Raw genomic sequence first — 1,708 nt, 5'->3', positions numbered from 1 at the left:
CGACGTGGTGTACGGGGTACGCGCCGACCGCAGCACCGACACGGTCTTCAAGCGGCAGACCGCGCGGGTGTACTACCGCCTGATGCGGCGGATCGTCGGCGCCGATCTGCCCGCCCAGGCCGGTGACTTTCGGATGGTCAGCCGCGACGTGGTGGAGACGCTGCGCCAGCTGCCCGAACGCACCCCGGTCTACCGGCTGCTGGTGCCCGCGCTCGGCTTTTCCAGCGCCGAGGTCCGCTACGTACGCGAGGCCCGGCTCGCGGGAGAGACGAAGTACCCGCTGCCTCGCATGATCGCGTTGGCCTGGGACAGCGTCGCCAACTTCACCGCCGCACCCCTGCGGCTGGCCACCTGGCTGGGCCTGGGCAGCTTCCTGGCCTGCCTGGCGTTGATCGTGTTCGGTGTCGTCGGGCACCTGCGCGGGGTGACCATTCCCGGCTGGACCTCGCTGTTCGTGGCGGTGCTGCTGTTCGGCGGGGTGCAACTGGTCTGCCTGGGCCTGCTCGGCGAGTACGTCGGGCGGATCTACGCCACCGTGCAGAACCGGCCGACCTTCCACATCGGGTCGGACACCGCCGAAGACCCGCCCGCTGTACCGGGGCCCGAGGTGGTCAACGGGCGTCCGGTCGCCGCCGGCCGTGGCTGACGCGCTGCTGGCGGCGTCCAGGGTGACGCCGGTCTCCGGATCGGCGGCTGAGGGCGACCGGGAGGACCGGCTGCGGCCGATGCGGTGGCTCGCGGCGGCGTTGCCCTGGGTGGTCGTCCTCGCCGCCCTGCCGCTCGTCTGGTGGCGCGGCGGGATACCCGCCGCCGACGTCGGCGCGTTCGTCGCGTACTGGGCGTTGACGCTGGTGCTGCCGGGGACGCTGGTGCACCGGGCGCTGCGCGGCAGCCGGGGCAATCTGCCCGAAGACCTCGGCTACGGCGCGGCCACCGGCCTGCTGCTCGAACTCGGTGCCTGGGCGCTCGCCGCCGCCACCGGGACGCAGCACCTGCTGCGCTGGTGGCCGGTGCCGGTGGTGCTGGCCTTCCTCGCGCTGCCCCGGCTGCGCCGGCACTGGCGCACCGGGCCCGGCCGCCGGTTGCCGCTGGGCTGGCACTGGGCGGTCTGCGCGGTGCTCGCGCTGATCGCCCTGTGGGGGTACGCCAACTGGCGGGTGCTGCCGCTGCCCCCGGCGGACTACGCCTACTACCAGGACCTGCTCTACCACCTCGGGCTGGTCCATGAACTCACCCGGGCCATGCCCTGGGAGTTGCCGCACCTGGCAGGGGAGCCGCTGCGCTACCACTACCTGTCCGACGCGCACATGGCCAGCGCCAGCATGATCACTGGGCTTCCGCCGGCGGTGGTGCTGATGCGCCTGTGGGTGGTACCGGTCGGCTGGGTGGCGGCGCTGGTCACCGCCGGGCTGGCCCGTGAGCTGGCCGGATGCTGGTGGGTGGGACCGCTGGCCGCCGCGGCCGGGTACGTCAGCGCACCACCCACGCTCGGCTCGCCGCTGGCCGTGCTCGGCAGCGGTTCACTGTCGTACCCGAGCCCCTCCCAGACGTACGCGCTGCCGCTGCTGATGCTGCTCGCCGCCGTGTGTGTCCAGGTGCTGCGGGGGCGGGCTCTGGGCCCGGCCTGGGCGCTGATCCCGGCGCTCGGCCTGGCCTGCGCGGGCGCCAAGTCCAGCGTCCTGCCACCGCTGATCGCCGGCCTCGGCCT

General features: G+C 73.8%; 1 protein-coding gene and 1 pseudogene. Both read left to right on the top strand.

What is annotated here, in order from left to right:
• Positions 1-646, top strand: a pseudogene (locus tag AB0M52_RS33755) (glycosyltransferase); the annotation flags it as partial.
• Positions 639-1,708 (top strand): hypothetical protein (locus AB0M52_RS33750; RefSeq protein WP_363961928.1); only part of this gene is annotated, 1,070 nt, incomplete at its 3' end. The pseudogene AB0M52_RS33755 and the gene AB0M52_RS33750, both read left to right, overlap by 8 nt.

The organism is Micromonospora sp. NPDC051296, from assembly GCF_040682255.1.
GTDB lineage: Bacteria > Actinomycetota > Actinomycetes > Mycobacteriales > Micromonosporaceae > Micromonospora > Micromonospora craterilacus.
Note: the sequence above shows the minus strand (reverse complement) of the source record. Positions and strands in the feature narration are given on the sequence as shown.